Genomic DNA, 23,490 nt, shown 5'->3' on the forward strand with positions numbered 1-23,490 from the left:
ATGGTTTGTCATCATTTTATTATGGCATTTTATTTATGAACATTGAATTATATGAACCCGATAAAGTAGTTAAAGGATTATTGTTATTCCATCCTATTAACACCTTTTTTGAAATCCGCATTTTAGAAGCAACATTAGATGGAAGTTATCCTAATATCGTTTCTGGCATCTTCAATGATCCGCAACTTGTACCAGAACAACTGCAAAGGATTAGTCAAGCCAAGGGCTTTTTCCATACATTGAACCCACTGAATCCAGAATGTGCTCTCGTACAGAACGCAATGTTGAATCAACTGAGTTATGGCAATGGCAATGGAAGTGCAGGAAGTAAAGACATTCTTCAACGCAAGTTTTTAATGATCGACATTGATGCAGAACGTCCATCTAAAACCAGTGCCACTGAAGAACAGAAAGAGAAGGCAGGCAATGTTGTCAAAGAAATTCATCAATGGTTGTCTGACGAAGGTTGGTCAAATGCAATTGGTCTTGATAGTGGCAATGGATTCCATTTGTATTATCCACTTGATAATGACAGCACTCTTGATTCAACTCCGTATAAAGCATTATTGAAAGGGTTAAAGGATAAGTTCACTCCTGATCCTAAAGAGCAAGGTGCAACGATTGATGTTGTTGTGTATGACCTGTCACGCATCACCAAGATTCCCGGAACTCGTGCCTGTAAAGGTAGTGATCCGAGTTTATGGCGCATGTCAGAACTGCTCATGTCACCCAGTGCAGTTCCGGGTGGAATCAATTCAATGCAAATTGAAGCTATCAATCAACAGTTGTCACCTCATGTTATAACCAAAGAATTCACAACACTTGATCAGAATAAAGAACCTGACCTACAGGCAATTGAGCGCCGTAAAGCATGGATTAAACAATATCTTCCTGAACTGATTGGAACTGAGAAGCATGAAACAGATGGACGGCTGGTTTATATCTTAGATTGTCCATTTAATCCTGAACATAAGAAGAAAGGGCATATTACGATCTTCTCAGATGGTGGCATTGATTACTCCTGTTTTACAAACAGTTGTGCCAATAACCATTGGGCAGAGTTTAAGGCACTGTATGAAAAGACCGATGAACCCACTTGGAAACCACCACAACCATTAAGCGTAGAAAAAGTTGCTACATTTGAACCTGAGTTATTACCCGATCCAATCTCGCAATGGGTAATGGAAGCATCAGCCAATTACAGCACTCCACCTGATTTTGCAATGGCTGGTATTGTTGTCGCGTTGAGTACTGTACTCGGAACTAAGGTCGCTGTTTTCCCCAAGAAAAAGGATAAGTGGTATGAATATCCACACTTATGGGGAGTAGTTATTGCCAATCCCGGAAGCAATAAATCTAGTCCTGTGGCAGATGCTGTAAGTTTTATTCATCCATTACAGGATCAGGAAGATGTGAAGTATAAACCAATGGAAAAACAATATAATTCAAATAAAATCACTCATGAAAGCTCATTGATTGCTGCAAAGGAAAATCATAAAGCTGCAATGAAGAAAGGTGATCTTAACACTGCTGCAATAGAAAAAGCTAAGATTGATTTACTGGTAACCCAAGAACCAAAAAAGCCAGATCAAAAACGTTATATTGTCAATGATAGTACCATTGAAAAGACTTTTGAAATCTGTATGGAAAATCCACAAGGAGTCCTGTATTACAACGATGAGTTAGCTACGACACTTGATAGTTTTAAGAAGCCAGGGCGGGAAGATAGTCGTACAAGTATCATTGAAGCGTGGAATGGAAAATCAGTTAATAAGCGCATTGATCGCATTAGTCGTGGCTCAAATGTAATTAAGAAGTTGTGTATTTCTTTATTAGGGACAATTCAACCAGAAGTGTACGTAGGTTATATTGGTAGCAGTGCCGATGGATTAGTTCAAAGGTTTCAATTCGCTGTTTATCCTGACCCTATGTCAACATTTAACTGGGTTGATAATTTGATTAGTCCTACACTCCTGAAAGAAGTGGCTGATGTCTTTAATCGTTTGGATCATTATAAACCACCATTGAATTGGTACCAAAGTGATATTTCAGGTCTTCATTTCTCACCGGAAGCTCAAATCACATTTAAGGAATGGTTCATTGCACTGAAGAACCGTGTCCTTAATATGAGTAACGACGAGCAAAAAGTTTCCTCATTTATCGATCATCTAAATAAATATACTTCTCTATGCCCAAAACTGGCTTTGCTGTTTCAATTCATTGTAGATGATCGTGCTCAGATGATTTCACAAACTTGTCTCTTACGTGCTATTGCCACTTGTGAATATCTGGAATCCCATGCGCGTAAGATTTATGGAGTGAATCAACAAAATCAACAGAATGTATCAGCCCTTGCTTTGTTGAGAAAGATTAAAGACCATCAAATTGATAATCTAACTGTTGCTGAATTGATTAAGAAGGATTGGAAACACTTAAATAAAGAAACCATTGTTTTAGAAACATTAAAAACCATTGAGAAATTAAACTGGTTAAAAGTCATTGAAGTTGGAACTGGTGGTCGCCCAGCCAAAAAGATTCAAATCAATCCTGCTGCTTATGATTGTCCAATAATAGAGCAGGCTGTGCAACCAGCCCGCCCTAAATTAGAAGCATTAAGAGAACATTTACTTAAAGTATCCATGAACAGTAATTATAATGATCCCGAACTTGATTCAGAGCCTGATTCCGAGTTCCTTGAAATGTTAAGTTCTACATCATTCTAAATCATCTTTTATATCAGCCCCCTTCACTGGGGGCTTTTTTTAACCTTGCCGCCTGTCCCTGCCAGTGCCCACCACCCTAACGGCTGAATCCCTCGCCCTTCCAAACTGCACACCCGAAAGCCCCAAAAGCCCCCGACTTTGAAAATTGGTTACTTATTTATGGTAACAATCAATCCATTCAATTCTGATTGATTATCTCTGTATATGTCATGTGCATATGAAATGGGTTTTCAAATAATTGATAGAGATATTATAAATTAAGGACGATGTTTAATAATGGTGTTTACACTGTTATTACTCCACTTCCTTAAACTTTTCTTGCGCTGTGCCTCCGCCATGAATGCTCACGCATTTGTGTCAGCCAAGATATCCCTGATCAAATCGGTGTTCCTTCACGGGAATGCCGATTTGATTGTCTCTTTAATGGAGTTCAATACATGTCGAGCCAAGAAATGGCTATCGTCATTGATGATGAGTCATCAATAAAAATGGCGAACCCAATGGATTTGCCACCAAACATATTTAACGCAGATTTAGAACGGCGTAGTCAGAACAGACAACTGTTACTGAATTGGATTCGGTCATCTTTGAAAGAAGGTGTCGATTACGGTTCTATTCCAACCAAACGTGGACCTTCAAAGCCCAGTTTATTCAAACCCGGTGCTGAGAAGATTTGCGGGATGTTAGGAATAACAGTTCACTTTCCTTCACTGAAGGAAACAGAACAAGCCTTATTACAAGGTTTGATCCCTGAATATGTGATGGTGCGTTGTGAATTGAAAAACATTCATGGACAAACCCTCGCAGATGGAGTTGGTGCCAGAAGTCTTAAACAAGATTATGGTGACATTAATAAAATTTTGAAAATGTCATGCAAATCAGCACATTGTGATGCGGTTTTACGCCTGGCTGGTTTATCTGAGGTCTTTACACAAGACCTTGAAGATATGAAAAACCTGAGAACGATGAATGAGAATAAACCCTCAACTTCATCTTCAACCTGTATTACAGAAGCGCAACATCGTGAATTATCGAATCAACTTACTAAGTTGAATCTGGACAATGAACGGTTTATTGCCTATTGCAATAAAATTGCATCAGCAAAATCATTAGGATCAATAAGATCCTTGAATGAATTACCTACTGCATTGTTTGACTTCGTTATGAAGAAACTGCCAGAACTTTCTGCCGCAGCTTAATCAACTTTGGAGAGAATAATGACTACTGACAACAAGCGCGTGTTTAATCTTGCTTATGGCAAGAAATATCAGGCAGCAGATCACACTGAAAAGAAGATGTGGATTCAGGTTGGTCGTTTGACGATTGAACCTGAGTCTAAGTACGGAGAACGGATTTCTGTCCGTTTAGATTCACTTCCAATTGATCCTGAGTTCAATGGAATGCTTTCAGCGTTTCCTTATGAACCTCGCAATGGATCATCCAAGAACCCTGAAGACAACATCCAGTTTTAATGAGGAGAACAACATGAGTATTACCCTATACCAGATTGCCGATGATTATCGTGACATTCTGTCATTGATGGAATCTGATTCTGATGATCCAACAACGCTTCACCAATTGGTGCAAAACACACTGGATCAACTGCAACTGGATGACCAGTTCACGGACAAGGCATTAGCCGTTGCTTGTTATACCCGTGAATTAGAATTGGAAGCCGAGGCTGTCGCCTTGACAGAAAAATCTATTCGCAATCGTCGCAAGGCACTTGAATCACGTTCCGAATTCTTGCGGAATTATCTAATAACTCAACTCCAGAAAGTCAACAAGACTGAACTGAAGAGTAACCAGATCATTATCCGGCTTCGTAAGACACCTGCTCGAATCATTGTGGACGATGAATCAATGATCCCTGATCAATTCAAGGAAGTTGAGACCTTGACCCACATTCGCAAGAATTGGATGCAGGAACAACTTCGTTTAGGAGTTGATTTCATTCCCGGAGTTCACCTTGAAACTGGTGTGAGTTTAACCTTGCGTTAATTCATCACTGGTTTTAACCCACTGAGGGCTGGCACTTGTCAGCCCTTTTTTATCTCTCTCAATTGATGATGCGAATTGCATCAGGAGTTGTTATGCCTGAAATAACTGCATTAACACAACCAACCTATTGGTTTCCTTCATGTATTGACTACATTGATTATGAAGAAATCCAACGGCTCTATTGTGATGATGATGAATCATTACCAACGGATATGAATCCATCGGCAATACCCGCTGAATGGAGCCAATTCAATGATGATGATATTCCCTTTTAACCCTTTGAGGATCAACAAGATGCGTCACTTATATCAATTCGATTTAATCGAACCTCGTGATACGACCTTAACCCTTGGTGAAGATGCCACTGGCACAATCACTATGATCTTGATGGATGAACAACGTCATTGTACTCAATTCATTTTGAGCAATGATGAATTCAATCATCTCTGCGACCTGCGTTACAAGATGGAACTTGATTCCCCAATCAGATTCCAACATTTACGCCGATTAACAACGGTGTAATCCATGTCAATCACATTCAAGTTCCCACTAGGTGAAATTGTCATTACTGATGGAGCACATTCCGCATTAAAAGAATGTGCAATATCTCCACTCTTCCTATTGTTTCGGCATCGCCAAGGCAATTGGGGAGAGATCAGCAGTGAAGATCAACATGAAAATGATCGTGCTGTAGTGGAAGGAAACAGAGTGCTGTCAGTCTATCCATTACAGGATGACTTGCGCATCTGGATCATTACTGAAGCGGATCGAACTGTTACTACTCTTCTATTACCAGAAGAGTATTAACCCCCCTTGAGGTGCTACGGCACCTCTTTAATTTGAGGAATTAACAATGAATCTGAATGCACTCAATCCTGCTCAACTGAAAGTGGTCACTGCACCATTGAGCAATATGCTGGTTCTAGCTGGAGCTGGTTCTGGAAAGACCCGTGTCTTAGTGGAACGAATAGGATGGTTGATAGAACATCATCACATTCCAGTTGAATCCTTGTTAGTAGTGACATTTACCAACAAGGCAGCAACTGAATTGAAACACCGATTAGAAGCCAATCTTGATACTGCATTGAATGGGTTATGGATTGGAACGTTTCATGGATTGGCACATCGTCTATTAAGGCTGCATTGGCAAGCGGCACAGTTAGATAAAGACTTCCAGATTCTTAATGCAGAGGATCAGCGTCGTTTATTGAAACGAGTGATGACAACGATGCAGATTGATGACACTACTTACCCGATTAAATGGGTGTTGAGCGTTATCAACAATGCTAAGGAGAATGGACTTCATCCGCACCAAGTGGAAGTTGGAGAGGATCAGAAGTTAGCTGTTCTGCGCAATATCTATACTGAATATGAATTGCAACGACAACAGAATAAAGCCCTTGATTTCGCTGACTTATTGTTGAGTGCTTATGAATTATTGCGGGATCATCGGGATATTCGTCAACACTATCAAAGCCGCTTTCAACAGATTCTGGTTGATGAATTCCAAGACACGAATACCATGCAATATGAATGGTTGAGGATGTTATCTACCAGCAATAACTTCATCTGTGCAGTTGGAGATGATGACCAATCCATTTACGGATGGAGAGGAGCGAAGGTTGCCAACCTGAAGGCATTGAAACAAGATTATCTCAATGTGCAGGTATTACGATTGGAACAAAACTATCGTTCCACCAGCAACATTCTGAATGCCGCCAATGCCGTGATTGCACACAATCGGAATCGATTCGGTAAGAATCTGTGGACACAACAATTAACAGGTTCTTTAATCTGTCATTATACGGCTATTGATGCCGGTGATGAAGCCCGTTTCGTGATTGATCGCATTGGTCAAACATTGACCATGAATCACCGATGTTATAAAGACTATGCAATCTTATATCGGACTTCAGCACAATCACGGATGTTTGAAGAACGATTGATTCGTGCAGGCATTCCTTATCGCATCCATAATGGATTACGCTTCTTTGAAAGAGCGGAAGTTCGAGATGCGTTGGGATATTTACGCTTGATCGCAAACTGCAATGATGACCTTGCCTTTGAGCGCATTGTGAATGTTCCAACTCGTGGAATTGGTGAACGTACCATTGAGCTGTTACGAAAACATGCGCATATAATATCTGGTTCATTATGGGAAGCAACACTGGACTTGATTGAAAAGAAAGGCTTGACCAAGAAAGTTGGTGAATCACTCACAGCGTTTGTGAATTTGATTCAAACTCATCACAGTGGAAAGATGAAATTGGCAACACGGTTGAATCAACTCATTAAACAGACAGAGTTACAGGAGTTTTATCTCAAGCAACCTGATGGAAAGGGGGAGGAGCGCGTTGAGAATCTGGATCAGTTGGTTGAAACAGCCGCTCGCTTTGAACGGAGCTGGGACATAGAAGATGGTGATGTTTTAACGGTGTTCCTGAATCATGTTGCCTTGGAAGCAAACGAGATGACTGATGATGAAGATCACGATGCAGTGCAGTTGATGACACTCCACGCTGCAAAAGGGCTGGAGTTCCCAGTAGTCTTTCTAGTCGGACTCGAGGAGGGATTATTCCCGCACAGCATGTCATTACATGATCGGGATCGTTTTGAAGAAGAAAGGCGATTGTGCTATGTCGGCATGACAAGAGCGATGGAACAATTGTTTATGACTCATGCGGAAAGCCGGTTGATTCACGGACGAGAATGGAATTCAAAACCTTCTCGCTTTATGAACGAGATTCCAGGAGAATTCGTTGAGAATGTCCGGTTTAACAAGGTGGCTCAATACAATGAGGCAGTCATGCGAGTGAAAGAACGAATGGCAATGACCATGCAATAATCATTGATCGATTGGGAGCATCATTAACCGGTGTTTCCTGATCGATCATTAAACCATTCAATTATTAAGAATGGATTTATTTCATAACACAATAGAGTGCCTTATTCCAACACCTGATGATTTTGTTAACTGAATCATGTATCTTTCAACACTTCCTTGTATTTGAGAACCGATCCATGTCAACCCTTGATGAACTGCTCCAACAACAGGAAATCCTGCAACAGGAAATCGATGCTGCCCGCAAACTAGAACGGCGTAGTAAGATCAAAGAGTTAAGAGCTTCGCTAGAGAAATATGCACTTACCGCTGAAGATGTTTTCCCACAGTTGAAGCCGAAAACACCGGTTAAACCACCTCTTCCTCCTAAATATCGTGATCCCAATTCGGGCAAAACATGGAGTGGAGCCGGTCGTGCGCCCTGGTGGATGAAAGGTCGCAACTATGATGATTTCCTGATTGAACCATCATCTGAATGTCAAAGTTCTGAGGATCATAACCATTCATGATGGAATGAACCCAACACGAAACATTCTGGTTCAATTTAGAATGGCACTGTCTGCGTGGTTCGATGGTTGCTGTTGTTGGGTTGCCAAAAGAAGCAACCCAAGCGGCGCAGCGTCCGGGTGAGCTGCTTTTGATTTTACCTACTTTTAACAACAGAACAGTTCGTGGGTTGGCTTACTTTGGCAACGTTAGCGTTTTGACGAGGGCTAGGGTTGTATTATCACGTAATTGCAAGACGCTTATACCGGTTGATTTTGTTATAAGTACGGATATTTGCGTACCAACCGTAGTCAAGGCACTTGGCGTGATGGTCGTTGCAGCACCCAACGCCACTTGCTTTAATTGTTTTCCAGTAGCGCTGTCAATCGTTTTCAGATAAAAATTACCGGAATTCATAGCTAATACTACCTGATCCATCATCTGGTCGCCATTTACGTCTGGGATTGTGATAACATCTAGGTACTGGCTATAACTGTAATCCCATTCGCAAATAAAATTTTGACTAAATGGAGAATCACAAACCCAACTTGTTTCAGTCGATCCGCAATAGTCATCCCACATTCCATTGCTAGTATATATCTGCATAGAGTCACCAGAATCATTTGGTTCTCCTGGGCTCCAATTAGTATAAAGAAGTTTCTCGCCAGTTATCCATGTCCAATTGTCACCACCTAAATCCCAACCACCAATCCACGAACCTCCTGTGCTCATATTCTTTGCAATATTTTGGAAAACAAACTCATTTTCTTCTGATGAAGTTATAGTTGCCAGATGTCCCCCCTTGCTTTTACAATAGGTTTCACCATCCTCCCAAGTCATATTACTATCTATGCCTTGATAGGTGTGCCAATTATTCGGATTGACCAACTTAGTTGAATCGGCTTGAGCTACGCTGATCAAAGCCAGTATCGCTACGGTAAAGGTAGCTAAAGGTTTATGAATTGTCATTGTTTATCCTCAATGTGAAATACGATTTCAAGTATTAGCACACAACTCAGTTTAAGCTTGGACGACCTTGCCTAACGAGACTTTGACCTCAAATCTGAGGCTAAAGCCAACCTCAGAAATCCATCAACACTGATAAAGATAACCATAGTTGCTCCACTAAAATAGGAACCAATCCACCACCACAACAAAAGAAAAGCCCTAGATGTAACCACATTCACACTGCCATCGGCGAGTCACCGTTTCACAACCGATGATCCAACCTAGACAAATCACAGTTAAATCACCTTTTACTCTTAACGTCAACCCTTCCCTTGCCGCTGATCCAGAATCAACTACCTTTCTTCCGCAGTAAGCACCAACTCAGGCTCCAATGTCTCTTCGGGATCATCAATGCTCACTTCAAAAAAAGAACGGCTACAACAGCTACAACGGTAACAGATTCATTAGCCATTGAAAAGACAGGACAAACTACCCAAAAGTTGTAGCTGTCTTGTAGCTGTTGTCGCTGGATCAACTAAGACCCATTCATTAAATCACTCTCACAACACCAACCAAACCTCGAGACAATCAAAAGTTATTAGCAATTGAATAACCGATGATGCTGTAATAGAAAAGCCACCCTCAAAAATTCATTCTGAACTTATTCAAATAACCTGAAAGCCCTATTGAAACCAACAATACCGTTTAATCCGAAATAATCCGAACCAAGCCGTTTAACCAACCCAACCTCAGACTCTCCCACTGGAATGAAACAAAATCTCATCGAAATCGAAATTCAAAAAACAGAACCAATGGCAACAGAGTTGTTAGCCCCTGAACCCTTGAAACAATCAAACCCAAACCTGACGATAACGTAAAGTTCAGATAATAACTCAAGTCAACATCAACCCTAAAACCCACTCACAGCCTCAACACAACAAGAAACACCAGCCAAACCAGCCAACCCAACCAGCTACTCAAAATGCCATTGAGACCACTCAGAACTGCCCTTAAAGGCTCTTCCAACCCTAAGCAATGCGATGACACTGGAAAAACCAACCCAAACCGTTCAGACTCACCCAAGCAATCAGACTCAACCACCAAACCACCCGAAACCCCACTCAACACAGGAACAACCGATGTCCGATCCATGCCCCCCTGAACACAGTCATTCTCAAGGGGGATAACTGCCCTAGGCGACCCTGAGGGGGCGGGCATTAAAGAGGGGCGGCTTTCTACAATCCGCGTCCACAGGACAACACAACGGGGGGAAACCTCCAATGCAGTTGCAATGGCTTGAAAGGTCATCCCCTCGGCTCGCATCTGCCGAGCTTGTTCCCGCTTCTCTCGATTACTCTCTCGCACACCATCTTTGGTGTAACGATCCTGATAACGACCTTCCTTCATCCGGTCACGTGGTGGACGTGCTTTGTCCCGCTCCTTTCTACGCTGTGCCCGCAACTCGCTGGAATGATTGCCCGCAGCTCTGACTGCAACTCAGCAGGGATGATCTCTTGTATCCATTCAAACAGAGTTTCACGCTTGAATTGATAACGTGGGTCAACTGTTTTACCGTTGAATACAATCTTTTCTCCACGCATTGATGCTTCAGCGCGTTTAATTATTGGAAGCATCTGGCGTTGAACATCGTTCATTAGTCCCGGTGTATAGCGTCGTGCCAGTTTAAGCATTTCACTTTTAACACGAGCTGCTGGCACAAACCACGATAATGAAAGCAAGGTTAAGAATAGCCAGATGTCCCGATGACCTTCTGGAATACCACCACTGGGTAAATAATAATCCCCAATCTTCATTAAATCTTGGTGTACCAAAGACCACCACTGGTAGATGCTGCCGTACTTTTTACGTCCGTTTGGTTTTGCACTGAAACTGTGCACTTGTGCTGACCTTGGTTTTTGGGATGGCACCCATTCTGGGCGTTTTCCCAATACAGCATCAGACAATTGATGCAGTGTCCACCGTTTCCCGGTCAGTTTTTTCCCAGTGACTTGAACTCCGTTTTTGCTGTTGATCGTTCCGCACAGCCGCAACACTCGAGTGCAATCCTTGACAGCCGGATCAGCTCCAATCGGGATGAGGGCTTCAACCAATTTGTTCTGCACCATTTGCCAGACCGGTAAGGCTTTGGCTGGTACTGGTTTGATTAACCAATACAGGTGCATACCACGACCGCTGTAGATCACAAAGGAAGGTTCAGGCAGCTCCATTTCAATAAGTCGCTGTAATGCCTTGTCAATATCGACATTGCCATCAATATCGACATAACAGGCTCGCAACGATTTCAACTGGTTGGTCACGCGCCAGCGATAGAACTCATTGACAGTGAGATAACGGTCTTTTTGACCTTGTTGGGCGGCGAGAAACTCAGCTAGGTTCAGTGAATCAGAGCGGAGTGTTTTCCAGCCACCACTCGGCTTGTGCTGTTCCCAGAACACGGTGACACCATACGCTGGGCGCGGGTGCAACAAATTGAAGTGCTCTTGTGCTGTGAGCAGCTGTAACGGGAACGACTCTTCCTGCGCTTCAGAAACGCATTCAGTGATGAGGAAATCGTTGGTTTTCAGTGTGTTTGTTATGCCAAGTGCCATGTGGGCTTCCTTGACGCAATCAACTGAGGCTCTTGTTAGTTGGGGCGGATCGTGTAAACTTGAGCCTTAGTCAGCGCGGCTACTTATGCTGTTTTGAAACGATAAAACCGGATCAATTTGTTAAGTGTCAGTGCGGCGTTGATTGCGTACAGTGAAGGCAAAACCAGAAACTTGCTTAGGGTGTAGTGGTTTAGCCGGTTAAAAGAATTTAGTATGTTATAAAAAAAGCCGGTTCATTACTGAATCGGCTTTTTGTTGTGTTGAATGCATGTGAGTATTAACCCGAGTTAATGTTCTTACTTTTTTAACAAGATGATTTTTTTGAATAAATCCATCTTTCCCATAACATTCCCTGCACTGTCTTTTTGCACTCCGCGTCCAACAGTTACTCTCACTTTTCTACCCTTGAATTTAGACATATCATCTTCATCAAATTTCTCACATAAAGGCGCACCACATAAACCACCGCGCTCTTTACCTTTGGCATCTACAATCGTTAAGTAACAATTATCCCCACATGCATAATCTGATATAACACCTTCAATAACTCGATCTTTTGCATTAGCTGTGTTAAAAAAGAGTACGCTAAAAAGAGCCAGCAATACAGGAAGTGCCTTTTTCATACAGTTGCTCTTAGTGTTGAAAGGGGAATTTAAGGAACACTACTGGATTACTTCCAAGCACATACTTTAACACGCTTATTTTGCCAACATGCACCTTTTCTAACTAAATTTCCAAGTGGATCATGTGCGTGTGTTGCCCCTTCTTCTCCGTTCCAATTCCCTTCGGCTACATTCTTACCAGTAACTGACACCTGTGCGAAATAGGTGAGTGGTGGGTTATTTTTAGATACTTGAAAACTTCCATCATCATGCATTGAAATATCACATGATCCGTTGATATATTTCTTGCCTTCAACTTCTAAAAGACATTTCCCACGAAATGATTGCGATGCTTGGGCTGTTGCCAAAAAAGAACCATTAAGAAAAAAAATGATAAAGACAGCTTTTAATAAAAAACTAGAGTAGCTCATTATTACAATTCCCAATTTGGATTAACTAAATCTTTTCAACCTTCACCTTCTTTTCAAACACCTGTAACGACGCTTCTTCCAACATCACAATCGTTCCCGCATCACTGCCAACTTGAGCACCTAGCTTGCCAGTCATTGCAGCAACCCATTGTGTCCAGTCAACTTGTGCCTTCTCCAGCTTCTTCCAGACCTTCGGCTTCAAAGTTGTCACCACCAATGCAGTGTCAGTCTGAACACCAATCTTCATGCCTGACTTAACGATAACAGGTTGAGGCGGTTCAGTAAACTTCACTGTCAATTCAAGGCGACCGCTCACGATACTCTCCGAGGTCAAGGGTGCATCAAGTGGTGGAACAGGTTTAGCTTCCTGTACTGCCTTGGGCTTTTTGACCTTTTCAATCTTCTTTATCTTAACCGGTTTCGGCTTGAGTGGTATAGCTAAACGTTGCGCACAAATCAGTGCCAACCTCTCGCGTGGACTGTCACACTCAGCTTCAGTCACCTCACCGGCAGGTTGTCCCTGTAGATCAACCCGTACAGCCCCAGGCTGCACTGATTGAAGATAGCGAATGCGTCCGCAATACCGACCCAACACATGCTTGATGTCAGACCGTTTGTGACCAGCAGCGATCAAGTCCTTATGAATCTTCAACTTCAGTGGACGTGGACGAGTCAGATCAAAGCAGTCGGGATAGAGTGCGATGATGTCAAGCTGTGGTGCCAACAAGGGCTGCACTGGGATTTTATCAGCGTCTTGTTGCTCAGGTTCGTCACTTGGCACTGATGGCTTCAAGTCATCCATTCGTTTGATTTTATTCAAGTTTATTAACATTAAGTACGCTATTGATCTAATCGACTTTTTCTGCTTCACTACCCACATAAAGCGGATGTATTCTATATGTTCATCTCGCAAAAGTAACCACTACTGGCTCGCACTGTGGTCAATCTCAATGTTGAGAACTTGACTAATTGTCCATGCTTAAGAAAAACAACTATGATGAACTCAATAGTTTGTTCTGTATTACGAGTGTTGCTTGCTCTTTTAGTGTGTACATCTCAAGTCCATGCTGCGGGAACTAGCTTTGGTGCATCTGCCGCCCAATTTATTGGCGGTTACTTACTGGAAAAAGTTATTGACGGAATTTGGGATGATACAACTGGCAAGCCTGATGTTGAAAAATTACAAAATCGCATAACAAACTTAGAATCATCTTTAGGTGATTCGTCACCATCTCTCGATACACTTAAAAATTCAATTCATGAAAGTATGTCATTGGACGAATATAATCGCCTTGTTAATACTGCATTACCTGGTATTGCAAATTTACTATCTAACCATGAGAATAGATTACAGGTAGGAGCTTTACGTTTGGCTTCGTATTGGAATCACAACGGCTCAAAAATGGGGCTACTCGCGCAAGGAAATAGGCGAATCTTCGTTTATGTAACACCTAGATCGGGAATGAAAGGTCTTGTGGAGCAGGGAACAGTGTTGTTTTCTGGTACTACTGACAACACCAAGTATAGTGGCGTAGCTAGGCGTTTTTCTCGTGGTCTTGATCCAATTGAATATAGTGTAAGTGGCCCAATTACAAACAACGGAACTAAAGTAACGCTGAATGGTAAAGGAATTATTAGGAATTCAGACGGTAGTGTAAAAAGAACGTTTAATGATACACTAAATTTCGAGTTTGTTTCTGGTCCTTTATAGTTGGTATAGAATGCATATATGTATCAAAAAATGGTAGTGGTCTAATCGATAGGGTTGTAAAGATTTTTATCCTTTAGTTACAAAGGATTAAGAGATTCTTGCCCTACTGATTAGGATCACTACCACTACAAAGAGTAGTAGTTGATCATGGTTTACCTTTCATTCCCCGTGAGGACTTAAAGAATATGGAAACACAAAAGATTATATTGATTAGTTTAACTTTTCTTCTTTTTAGCAGATTAGCGATAGCTGGAGAATCAATTCCCGCTTCATTCCACGGCAAATGGGGTAATAAGAATTGTAAAAATAGCGGAGATGTTCAAGTTGATGGACGCAGCACCCCATCAATTCAGATTGATGGAAAGTCCATCAGCGTTATGGATATGCACTGCAACTTAAAGAGAATAGTAAAAAAGATTCATCATTTGTCGGTAAATTTTCTTGTGAAAGCGAAGGTGAATCAATTGATTCAACGTTTATGCTAAGTGTTGATAATAAAATGTTAACTTATGGTATTGTTGATGCACCTGATGGTTTTGGATCTAGTTCTGCAACAAATTTGCAACACTGCAAGTAAGAATAAATAAACTGACATTCCTGCAAACACTCAAGAACTAAAATGAAAGAATTTCTACTATTGGTATTTTTGTTCGGACTTTCCTCAGTAGTTCATGCAGGGTTAAAATGCAGTGATGTCACATATGGGAATGAAAACTATCATGAAAAAATGGAAGAACTAGCCAAAATCGCAAGATTACCTGATGGTTATTACAGCAGATATCATGAAGATTTTATTAGTAGATTATGCAATGGTAAAAATCAAGATTTAGATAGATTGATTGATGACGGATATATTGATGCTAAAGAAGCCCAATCAATTGCAAGGGTGTTGGGGAAAAAGTATAAACCAAAAAGCCGCACTGAATTAGGAAAAAGTTACGGGTACTCTAGGGAGAAGTTTTCGGATATGGGATTATGTAATGCTTGTGCCGATAATGTCGCTCAATACTACACGGAAAAGCCCAATTCAAAATGTGGAAAACTTGCAAAACAAGCCCTAGAAGGGAATCCAACATCTATTGAAAAACTACAATCTTTTCCCAGTTACTGTACTGGGAAATAATAGCTGACACATACATTTTTATCCCCGCTTTGAACTCATCACACCACTTCTTCAATTCCACCCATCCCCTCAATAAAGGTGTCAATGAAGGCTTGTAACCGCTCTTTAACCCGTTAAATGACCACCTTGCTCTCGTTATCAATTTGCACCCGTTCATAATCCAGAGCATATTCTGATTGGGTGGTCACGCTGTTTAGCTTGTCATTAAAATATCGGTTTGAGAAAAATCGTTACCCTTGAATAATAGCGGTTCATGGCGATGTTTAGCTAAAGCATAAGAAAAGCAGTCACCGAAGTTTAGACCCGCCGGATGCCGCCCTTTACCATACGTCAACCAAGCACGATAGGCGATCTGTGCTAATTCAGCATCTACCGGCACAATAACAATTCCAACAAGATCAAGCAATTCAGCAAGACTTTCGCGCCCTACATCACCACGTCGGGCAGTGATAACGAGTAGGGTTTCGAGCCATGTCACTGCCGACATGACGTTGATTTCTGACTCAGCCAAGCGTTGCGCGTATTGTTCCGCTTCCGGTTCACCCAGCAAAATACAGATCAGTGATGAGGTATCAATCACCATAATTATTGCTGCCTGTCATGCCGGATAACCATTGGTTTCATAGCCGATGATGTCATCCGCAGAACGTGAATCATATTCTGGTGCAGTCGCACACCGGCGACTGATGCGCAACAATGCTGCAAGCCGTTCCTCGCGGTTGGATGTCATAGGGCGATTAAACACTGTTTCCAATAGTGCCATCACTTCGCGGTCAATTGAACGATGATGTTGTTGGGCTTGTTGCTCCAACTGTCGATGTAAAGAGTCAGGGACATCATGCAAGGTTATTGTGGGCATGGTTATTTTCCCAATGTTAGCGATGAATGTTATTGCTTTGAATTGTTTTAATAACGGCGATTTTCTAAAGATATTTATCCTGCAAATAACGCTGATAATCAGTTTCATCAATTGTTGACTGTTTGATAATACCAATCAATAAATTAGTAATTGGTGGGATTGCAGTATCAATACGTTGTGGTTTCAATCTTTGTTGTATTGGATTTAGCGTTGCAACTCTTGTCAGTTGCCAAACCATCTGAAAGGTGTTGGCAATGTTCCACAGTTGTTGTTGCAGGAGACGGCGTTGCTCTTCAGTCATGGTTCAACAGGCAAGTTGGCTGGCAGGAATCCGACACTTTACAACAGTTGGCAGTCGGACTCGCTACCTAACTGCTGCAATCTGACCAGACGGTGACATGATTCCACCTCGAGGGCGGGTCAAAGTTATTTAATAGCATCACAACCATTCAAGTTTTACGATCACTCTCCGCTAATCGTTGCCCTGCCTTAATAAGTCGATTGACATGACTCATAAACGACCTGGGTAAAGGTCCACCAACTTCTAATTGAATAGCATCGGCTATCTGTGCCCGTGTTAAACCATCGCAGCGCATCATCCATGCCATCAGCTTGATATTGTCGTGGTACTTAACAGTACTCTTCTTATGCTTAGACGCGCTCAGATCAAAATCATTAACGGAATCAACAGGGTTATCTGTGGTAACAACAGGCTCAACTAAATTATCAGATAATTTATTATGTTTGTTATCAGATAATTTATTGATCACCTCATAAATTGCTGTTCCTAGATTAGGATCAATGGCTTGCAGACAACTGGCTACTTCCGGTGACACCCAGACAGTCACACGTTTCCAACCCTCTTCTTTCCGCCGATTACGCAAGCGTTGTTGTTGAATACGGTTATTGGTTTGTTGTCTATTGGTCATGTTTGAATCGCTCAGAATGGGTGAAATTGAGAATGTTATTAATGGTCTGACGATGCCAATTCTTGCCTCTAGGCTTGTATCCTTGAGCAGTCAAAACATCCGCAATCTTCTGTAATGATTGCCCAGTTTCCCGAAGTGTTTTAATCAATACAATAATCTTTTGTTCAATCTCATCAATCACCAATTCTTTTGGATTCATTGGATGCAACTTGTATCCATAAGGAACAGTTCCAGTACGTTCTCCTCGTGATTTCTTGGCTTGCAATGCCGCTGTCGTTCGGGCTTTAACCAAGAGAATTTCATACTCGGCAAAGGCATCGACAATTCTTCGCATCAATCGGTTGGTTGGGTCATCACCTTCAGTACCTTCACCCGCAGCACTGATGATCCTTGCTCCCCGTTTCTCAACCAGCCGTTCAATCATCGCTATCAAGACGGGATCACCACGACACAGACGATCCCTTCGAGCCACCAGCAACACATCTCCGTTCTGCAATGAATCAAGTGCTGCTAATAACCCGGGACGTTTATGAAGGGACACATTCCCACTAATTCCTTCATCACTAAATACCGCATCAACCTTGTCAGTAAAGGCATGGCATTGATCTAACTGGGCATCAATCCCGAACTCCTGCCACCCGGTCGAAGTTCGCAGATATACAATTGTTTTTGTTGGCATTGTACAATTATCTGATAATTTAATGTGTTACATGATAAGAATTATCTGGTAATTTATCAAACGATCTTTAACTGGCACAAGTCATCAATGATGATGAATGACAATGATGGCTATTAGAGGAGGTCAATTAGGGTATCTAAAACGGGATTGAGGAAAGGGCGATGTCGAAGTACGCCCGTGCGTTGACCCACAGAACACTGCTGAGGCAAGTGATGAGGTGTTCCGATGTCTTGGTATCGCAAAGTTTTTTTGCAGCAGCACTTGAAAAGAGAAAAACACCACCTATGTTCACGTTCCGTTTCAAGGAAGGGCTAGATCGGTGTAATTCTTAGATGACATAGATCGTGCAAGACCGTATTCATAGATTCATGGATGTTATGACAAGGATGTAGTAAGAACCTGCTTCATAGTTATCACGTTTAATGCAGTGCCCAACCCTTCAAGGTTGTATTGATCTTTAACAACAAGTTGCTTTTAACTACCTAATTTTGAGGCTTTTTCATGTCTACTGAATCAGTACAGAACTCAACTCAACCCACTATCATTTACAAAACACCACCAGCTCCAGTTATTCCTTCCCAAACCGTTGACCCTGCAATTCCTTTCCTGAAAGCAGCAACAAACTTGCAAGTGGAAATCGAACAGAAGCACGCAACAAACCGGTATCTGCAACGCTTGATTGTCGGTGAATCAATTGGCAAACAGCGCATCTTGAGAGGCATACAAGAGTTTCTGGTGCGTTATGTGTTTGCATTGATCGATGGGAAATACTTCGTTTTAGATCGTCAAGCTGTTGATTCACAAGGGTATCCACTGGGTTGTGCAGTGGTTGATCTGAATGAAGTTAAGAAGCTGTATCCGCACCTCACCATCGATGTCCAACTCCTAAGAGAAGACAAGCCCTGTCGTATCAACATCTTTGATCTGTTTCAACAATCGGCACAACGTGAGATCAGAAACCTTGTGGTGCGTCGTGATGACCAAGATGTTTCCGAAGATGAGCTGAACCTGTTACTCCCGTTACTGATTAAACCATCCGACTTTTCCGATGACACCATCATCAAACCTTTCCGTGAAGCGTTAGAAGCCAACGGCTCCCAAGCATTCGACTTCTTCATGCAATTTCTCGCTCATGCTGCCTATCCCCGCGCCGCTGGAATTGGGATGGGAATTGAGTTAACTGGTGCTGAGACCGTATTCACTAATTTACTCATCACGTTGTTGCGGCAAATCTTCGGCTCGAGATGCCTTGTTATCACCCATCCCGATCAGTTGAATTGGGTGTATACCCGTCTGAGTCGTCCCACGTTGGTCATCATCTCGAGTCGCACCTTAACGTTGGCAGATAAGGTTGGTGAAAAGTCACTGTTGGAATGGATTACACACAGTGAACTGACCATGCGTGGAATGGGTAAACAGGTGCAGGTTCCAAACTACACCCAAGTCATTCTCCTGAGTGAAGTGGGTTATGAGATACCGAAACGCTTGAAGAATGTATTTACCCTCCTCAACGTGGATCACATTGAACCGACAACCTTCAATGATACAGCAGCACAAAGCTTCCTCAGCTATTTGTACCAATGTGCTAATGCCGAGATGAACTGGGCAAAGGGGATTCCTTCTGTCGCCAATGGGCAACGGGAATTAGAAACCAATCCAGTACTATGCTTTTTAGTGGACTTGTTAGATGACTCAACTGTGTTGAATCGCCTTATCAACAATGACCGCAAGATCATTAAGTCAGAGCTTTGGTATCACTTTGAACAGGCACAGAAAGGAGCAACAATCAAAGTCAACCAAATCGTGTTTGGACGGGAACTGAACCGCTGGCTGCCATTAGGAACTAGCAAGATTAAAGGGTCTGAACCAAACTATCTTGACTTTAAGAATCGCACTTGCCATATCTTTCCACCTATTGATGACTGCAAACGGATCATTGAAGAAAAACTGGGCATGACATTGGAATGGAAACGCCCGATTAGCTCGCAGGAAGCAAGTGAAGATACCCATGAAATCATCTATGATGCTGCTGAATCAGAAGAGATACTGAAAATGGTTAATGATCTATCCAAGCCAGCCATTGGATTAGCATCCAACTAATCTAAGTATCTGTGATCCAAGGATGGATCCATGAATCTATGAATCCCTGCCATTGAAGCCAAACCAAGCCGGTCATCTCTGATCGGCACTGCCAAAACCCCCGAAAGCCTTTTCACCCCCTCCGCACCAAACCCTTACCCGACCCTTTTGGGGCTTTCGGGTGTGCAGTTCTGCCTCTGCCGTCCGCCCCAAGCCCTCCACTGCTCCCCACTGCCTTGTATCAATAACAAAACATGAATATCAATGGATATTCTTATGGTATTACTTTAGCTCAAGGTTCATATAGATATAAACAGCTAGAATCCTAGCCTTTTTAATCAGCTAGAATTCAGTTAGAACCATTCTTAGTTAATGGTTTGTCATCATTTTATTATGGCATTTTATTATATGAACATTGAATTATATGAACCCGATAAAGTAGTTAAAGGATTATTGTTATTCCATCCTATTAACACCTTTTTTGAAATCCGCATTTTAGAAGCAACATTAGATGGAAGTTATCCTAATATCGTTTCTGGCATCTTCAATGATCCGCAACTTGTACCAGAACAACTGCAAAGGATTAGTCAAGCCAAGGGCTTTTTCCATACATTGAACCCACTGAATCCAGAATGTGCTCTCGTACAGAACGCAATGTTGAATCAACTGAGTTATGGCAATGGCAATGGAAGTGCAGGAAGTAAAGACATTCTTCAACGCAAGTTTTTAATGATCGACATTGATGCAGAACGTCCATCTAAAACCAGTGCCACTGAAGAACAGAAAGAGAAGGCAGGCAATGTTGTCAAAGAAATTCATCAATGGTTGTCTGACGAAGGTTGGTCAAATGCAATTGGTCTTGATAGTGGCAATGGATTCCATTTGTATTATCCACTTGATAATGACAGCACTCTTGATTCAACTCCGTATAAAGCATTATTGAAAGGGTTAAAGGATAAGTTCACTCCTGATCCTAAAGAGCAAGGTGCAACGATTGATGTTGTTGTGTATGACCTGTCACGCATCACCAAGATTCCCGGAACTCGTGCCTGTAAAGGTAGTGATCCGAGTTTATGGCGCATGTCAGAACTGCTCATGTCACCCAGTGCAGTTCCGGGTGGAATCAATTCAATGCAAATTGAAGCTATCAATCAACAGTTGTCACCTCATGTTATAACCAAAGAATTCACAACACTTGATCAGAATAAAGAACCTGACCTACAGGCAATTGAGCGCCGTAAAGCATGGATTAAACAATATCTTCCTGAACTGATTGGAACTGAGAAGCATGAAACAGATGGACGGCTGGTTTATATCTTAGATTGTCCATTTAATCCTGAACATAAGAAGAAAGGGCATATTACGATCTTCTCAGATGGTGGCATTGATTACTCCTGTTTTACAAACAGTTGTGCCAATAACCATTGGGCAGAGTTTAAGGCACTGTATGAAAAGACCGATGAACCCACTTGGAAACCACCACAACCATTAAGCGTAGAAAAAGTTGCTACATTTGAACCTGAGTTATTACCCGATCCAATCTCGCAATGGGTAATGGAAGCATCAGCCAATTACAGCACTCCACCTGATTTTGCAATGGCTGGTATTGTTGTCGCGTTGAGTACTGTACTCGGAACTAAGGTCGCTGTTTTCCCCAAGAAAAAGGATAAGTGGTATGAATATCCACACTTATGGGGAGTAGTTATTGCCAATCCCGGAAGCAATAAATCTAGTCCTGTGGCAGATGCTGTAAGTTTTATTCATCCATTACAGGATCAGGAAGATGTGAAGTATAAACCAATGGAAAAACAATATAATTCAAATAAAATCACTCATGAAAGCTCATTGATTGCTGCAAAGGAAAATCATAAAGCTGCAATGAAGAAAGGTGATCTTAACACTGCTGCAATAGAAAAAGCTAAGATTGATTTACTGGTAACCCAAGAACCAAAAAAGCCAGATCAAAAACGTTATATTGTCAATGATAGTACCATTGAAAAGACTTTTGAAATCTGTATGGAAAATCCACAAGGAGTCCTGTATTACAACGATGAGTTAGCTACGACACTTGATAGTTTTAAGAAGCCAGGGCGGGAAGATAGTCGTACAAGTATCATTGAAGCGTGGAATGGAAAATCAGTTAATAAGCGCATTGATCGCATTAGTCGTGGCTCAAATGTAATTAAGAAGTTGTGTATTTCTTTATTAGGGACAATTCAACCAGAAGTGTACGTAGGTTATATTGGTAGCAGTGCCGATGGATTAGTTCAAAGGTTTCAATTCGCTGTTTATCCTGACCCTATGTCAACATTTAACTGGGTTGATAATTTGATTAGTCCTACACTCCTGAAAGAAGTGGCTGATGTCTTTAATCGTTTGGATCATTATAAACCACCATTGAATTGGTACCAAAGTGATATTTCAGGTCTTCATTTCTCACCGGAAGCTCAAATCACATTTAAGGAATGGTTCATTGCACTGAAGAACCGTGTCCTTAATATGAGTAACGACGAGCAAAAAGTTTCCTCATTTATCGATCATCTAAATAAATATACTTCTCTATGCCCAAAACTGGCTTTGCTGTTTCAATTCATTGTAGATGATCGTGCTCAGATGATTTCACAAACTTGTCTCTTACGTGCTATTGCCACTTGTGAATATCTGGAATCCCATGCGCGTAAGATTTATGGAGTGAATCAACAAAATCAACAGAATGTATCAGCCCTTGCTTTGTTGAGAAAGATTAAAGACCATCAAATTGATAATCTAACTGTTGCTGAATTGATTAAGAAGGATTGGAAACACTTAAATAAAGAAACCATTGTTTTAGAAACATTAAAAACCATTGAGAAATTAAACTGGTTAAAAGTCATTGAAGTTGGAACTGGTGGTCGCCCAGCCAAAAAGATTCAAATCAATCCTGCTGCTTATGATTGTCCAATAATAGAGCAGGCTGTGCAACCAGCCCGCCCTAAATTAGAAGCATTAAGAGAACATTTACTTAAAGTATCCATGAACAGTAATTATAATGATCCCGAACTTGATTCAGAGCCTGATTCCGAGTTCCTTGAAATGTTAAGTTCTACATCATTCTAAATCATCTTTTATATCAGCCCCCTTCACTGGGGGCTTTTTTTAACCTTGCCGCCTGTCCCTGCCAGTGCCCACCACCCTAACGGCTGAATCCCTCGCCCTTCCAAACTGCACACCCGAAAGCCCCAAAAGCCCCCGACTTTGAAAATTGGTTACTTATTTATGGTAACAATCAATCCATTCAATTCTGATTGATTATCTCTGTATATGTCATGTGCATATGAAATGGGTTTTCAAATAATTGATAGAGATATTATAAATTAAGGACGATGTTTAATAATGGTGTTTACACTGTTATTACTCCACTTCCTTAAACTTTTCTTGCGCTGTGCCTCCGCCATGAATGCTCACGCATTTGTGTCAGCCAAGATATCC

The 23,490-nt window shown here is 41.7% G+C and carries 24 protein-coding genes; 14 read left to right on the plus strand and 10 right to left on the minus strand.

The genetic code is table 11. The features are described 5' to 3' along the window. Nucleotides 1-35: 35 nt before the first annotated feature. From CXB77_RS04955 to CXB77_RS04995, 9 genes are all read left to right on the plus strand, one after another. On the plus strand, nucleotides 36-2,723 hold the full coding sequence (locus CXB77_RS04955; RefSeq protein ID WP_146108693.1) for a YfjI family protein: 2,688 nt from the start codon (nucleotides 36-38) through the stop codon (nucleotides 2,721-2,723). Nucleotides 2,724-3,160: 437 nt separating this feature from the next. Then, nucleotides 3,161-3,922, plus strand: coding sequence for a hypothetical protein (locus CXB77_RS04965; protein WP_146108694.1), 762 nt, complete (start codon nucleotides 3,161-3,163; stop codon nucleotides 3,920-3,922). A gap of 18 nt (nucleotides 3,923-3,940) precedes the next feature. After that, complete coding sequence (locus CXB77_RS19055) at nucleotides 3,941-4,195, plus strand: hypothetical protein (protein ID WP_146108695.1); 255 nt, start codon at nucleotides 3,941-3,943, stop codon at nucleotides 4,193-4,195. Nucleotides 4,196-4,208: 13 nt separating this feature from the next. Next, nucleotides 4,209-4,724, plus strand: coding sequence for a siphovirus Gp157 family protein (locus CXB77_RS04970; protein ID WP_172452536.1), 516 nt, complete (start codon nucleotides 4,209-4,211; stop codon nucleotides 4,722-4,724). Nucleotides 4,725-4,816: 92 nt separating this feature from the next. Beyond that, nucleotides 4,817-4,999, plus strand: coding sequence for a hypothetical protein (locus CXB77_RS04975; RefSeq protein ID WP_146108696.1), 183 nt, complete (start codon nucleotides 4,817-4,819; stop codon nucleotides 4,997-4,999). Between the two features lie 19 nt (nucleotides 5,000-5,018). Beyond that, nucleotides 5,019-5,246 carry a hypothetical protein gene (locus tag CXB77_RS04980; protein WP_105073037.1) on the plus strand — a complete coding sequence of 76 codons (228 nt, stop codon included), beginning with the start codon at nucleotides 5,019-5,021 and terminating at the stop codon, nucleotides 5,244-5,246. A 3-nt stretch (nucleotides 5,247-5,249) separates the two neighbouring features. Beyond that, nucleotides 5,250-5,531 carry a hypothetical protein gene (locus CXB77_RS04985; protein WP_105073038.1) on the plus strand — a complete coding sequence of 94 codons (282 nt, stop codon included), beginning with the start codon at nucleotides 5,250-5,252 and terminating at the stop codon, nucleotides 5,529-5,531. Nucleotides 5,532-5,577: 46 nt separating this feature from the next. Continuing rightward, on the plus strand, nucleotides 5,578-7,569 hold the full coding sequence (locus CXB77_RS04990) for a UvrD-helicase domain-containing protein (RefSeq protein WP_105073039.1): 1,992 nt from the start codon (nucleotides 5,578-5,580) through the stop codon (nucleotides 7,567-7,569). 176 nt (nucleotides 7,570-7,745) lie between these two features. Next, nucleotides 7,746-8,075 (plus strand): H-NS family nucleoid-associated regulatory protein, encoded by a 330-nt coding sequence (locus tag CXB77_RS04995; protein ID WP_172452537.1) that lies wholly within the window; start codon nucleotides 7,746-7,748, stop codon nucleotides 8,073-8,075. Nucleotides 8,076-8,247: 172 nt separating this feature from the next. Here the strand turns inward: CXB77_RS04995 and CXB77_RS05000 are convergent, their stop codons facing one another. The 5 genes from CXB77_RS05000 to CXB77_RS05020 all read right to left on the minus strand — a co-directional run bounded on the left by CXB77_RS05000 (nucleotide 8,248) and on the right by CXB77_RS05020 (nucleotide 13,462). Next, nucleotides 8,248-9,021: a C-type lectin domain-containing protein gene (locus CXB77_RS05000; protein WP_105073041.1), complete on the minus strand. Its 774-nt coding sequence runs from the start codon at nucleotides 9,019-9,021 to the stop codon at nucleotides 8,248-8,250. Nucleotides 9,022-10,403: 1,382 nt separating this feature from the next. Beyond that, nucleotides 10,404-11,609, minus strand: a complete 1,206-nt coding sequence (locus CXB77_RS05010) for a replication protein (RefSeq protein WP_105073043.1) — start codon at nucleotides 11,607-11,609, stop codon at nucleotides 10,404-10,406. A gap of 296 nt (nucleotides 11,610-11,905) precedes the next feature. Next, nucleotides 11,906-12,232: a hypothetical protein gene (locus tag CXB77_RS05015; protein ID WP_105073044.1), complete on the minus strand. Its 327-nt coding sequence runs from the start codon at nucleotides 12,230-12,232 to the stop codon at nucleotides 11,906-11,908. Between the two features lie 47 nt (nucleotides 12,233-12,279). Next, a complete protein-coding gene (locus CXB77_RS19060; protein ID WP_146108697.1) occupies nucleotides 12,280-12,642 on the minus strand; it encodes a hypothetical protein in 363 nt (120 codons plus the stop codon). Nucleotides 12,643-12,667: 25 nt separating this feature from the next. Beyond that, entirely contained in the window at nucleotides 12,668-13,462 is a 795-nt protein-coding gene (locus CXB77_RS05020; protein ID WP_242445470.1) for a ProQ/FINO family protein, read from the minus strand. Between the two features lie 117 nt (nucleotides 13,463-13,579). On the opposite strand from CXB77_RS05020, the gene CXB77_RS19065 reads away from it, so the two are divergent. The 3 genes from CXB77_RS19065 to CXB77_RS05035 all read left to right on the plus strand — a co-directional run bounded on the left by CXB77_RS19065 (nucleotide 13,580) and on the right by CXB77_RS05035 (nucleotide 15,476). Next, the gene (locus CXB77_RS19065) at nucleotides 13,580-14,353 is read left to right on the plus strand and encodes a hypothetical protein (RefSeq protein WP_146108698.1); all 774 of its coding nucleotides are present in this window, start codon (nucleotides 13,580-13,582) and stop codon (nucleotides 14,351-14,353) included. A gap of 185 nt (nucleotides 14,354-14,538) precedes the next feature. After that, entirely contained in the window at nucleotides 14,539-14,838 is a 300-nt protein-coding gene (locus CXB77_RS05030; RefSeq protein WP_105073046.1) for a hypothetical protein, read from the plus strand. A gap of 134 nt (nucleotides 14,839-14,972) precedes the next feature. Further along, on the plus strand, nucleotides 14,973-15,476 hold the full coding sequence (locus CXB77_RS05035) for a hypothetical protein (protein WP_105073047.1): 504 nt from the start codon (nucleotides 14,973-14,975) through the stop codon (nucleotides 15,474-15,476). Nucleotides 15,477-15,669: 193 nt separating this feature from the next. Here the strand turns inward: CXB77_RS05035 and CXB77_RS05040 are convergent, their stop codons facing one another. From CXB77_RS05040 to CXB77_RS05060, 5 genes are all read right to left on the minus strand, one after another. Beyond that, nucleotides 15,670-16,059, minus strand: coding sequence for a type II toxin-antitoxin system VapC family toxin (locus CXB77_RS05040; protein ID WP_105073048.1), 390 nt, complete (start codon nucleotides 16,057-16,059; stop codon nucleotides 15,670-15,672). A gap of 15 nt (nucleotides 16,060-16,074) precedes the next feature. Further along, nucleotides 16,075-16,335: a FitA-like ribbon-helix-helix domain-containing protein gene (locus CXB77_RS05045; protein ID WP_105073049.1), complete on the minus strand. Its 261-nt coding sequence runs from the start codon at nucleotides 16,333-16,335 to the stop codon at nucleotides 16,075-16,077. Nucleotides 16,336-16,399: 64 nt separating this feature from the next. Beyond that, nucleotides 16,400-16,636, minus strand: coding sequence for a hypothetical protein (locus tag CXB77_RS05050; RefSeq protein ID WP_105073050.1), 237 nt, complete (start codon nucleotides 16,634-16,636; stop codon nucleotides 16,400-16,402). Nucleotides 16,637-16,784: 148 nt separating this feature from the next. Then, nucleotides 16,785-17,264 carry a hypothetical protein gene (locus CXB77_RS05055; RefSeq protein WP_105073051.1) on the minus strand — a complete coding sequence of 160 codons (480 nt, stop codon included), beginning with the start codon at nucleotides 17,262-17,264 and terminating at the stop codon, nucleotides 16,785-16,787. Then, nucleotides 17,254-17,943, minus strand: coding sequence for a recombinase family protein (locus tag CXB77_RS05060; RefSeq protein ID WP_105073052.1), 690 nt, complete (start codon nucleotides 17,941-17,943; stop codon nucleotides 17,254-17,256). The genes CXB77_RS05055 and CXB77_RS05060 overlap by 11 nt, the downstream gene beginning before the upstream one ends. A gap of 501 nt (nucleotides 17,944-18,444) precedes the next feature. On the opposite strand from CXB77_RS05060, the gene CXB77_RS05065 reads away from it, so the two are divergent. Both CXB77_RS05065 and CXB77_RS05070 read left to right on the plus strand, forming a co-directional pair. Further along, nucleotides 18,445-20,043 (plus strand): hypothetical protein, encoded by a 1,599-nt coding sequence (locus CXB77_RS05065; RefSeq protein ID WP_105073053.1) that lies wholly within the window; start codon nucleotides 18,445-18,447, stop codon nucleotides 20,041-20,043. Nucleotides 20,044-20,430: 387 nt separating this feature from the next. Then, nucleotides 20,431-23,118, plus strand: a complete 2,688-nt coding sequence (locus tag CXB77_RS05070; RefSeq protein WP_146108693.1) for a YfjI family protein — start codon at nucleotides 20,431-20,433, stop codon at nucleotides 23,116-23,118. The last annotated feature ends 372 nt before the right edge of the window (nucleotides 23,119-23,490 follow it).

Origin of the sequence: Chromatium okenii (assembly GCF_002958735.1) — a bacterium.
GTDB classification, from domain to species: domain Bacteria; phylum Pseudomonadota; class Gammaproteobacteria; order Chromatiales; family Chromatiaceae; genus Chromatium; species Chromatium okenii_A.